Origin of the sequence: Staphylococcus sp. HMSC069D12 (assembly GCF_001810405.1) — a bacterium.
In the GTDB taxonomy this organism is placed as follows: domain Bacteria; phylum Bacillota; class Bacilli; order Staphylococcales; family Staphylococcaceae; genus Staphylococcus; species Staphylococcus haemolyticus.
In genome coordinates, this window is record NZ_KV801133.1 from 1 (window position 1) to 204 (window position 204).

Consider the following 204-nt stretch of genomic DNA (forward strand, 5'->3'; position numbering starts at 1 on the left):
TAGGTCTCGTAGTGTAGCGGTTAACACGCCTGCCTGTCACGCAGGAGATCGCGGGTTCGATTCCCGTCGAGACCGCCATTACTTATTACGGTTCAGTAGCTCAGTTGGTAGAGCAATGGATTGAAGCTCCATGTGTCGGCAGTTCGACTCTGTCCTGAACCATTTTGTTATGCCGGCCTAGCTCAATTGGTAGAGCAACTGACT

2 tRNA genes are annotated in these 204 nt (G+C 51.5%); both read left to right on the plus strand.

Features of this window, described 5'->3' with window-relative positions:
* Nucleotides 1-2: 2 nt before the first annotated feature.
* Nucleotides 3-78: transfer RNA gene (locus tag HMPREF2737_RS11115), tRNA-Asp, on the plus strand.
* Nucleotides 79-89: 11 nt separating this feature from the next.
* A tRNA-Phe gene (locus tag HMPREF2737_RS11120) sits at nucleotides 90-162 on the plus strand.
* Nucleotides 163-204: the final 42 nt, after the last annotated feature.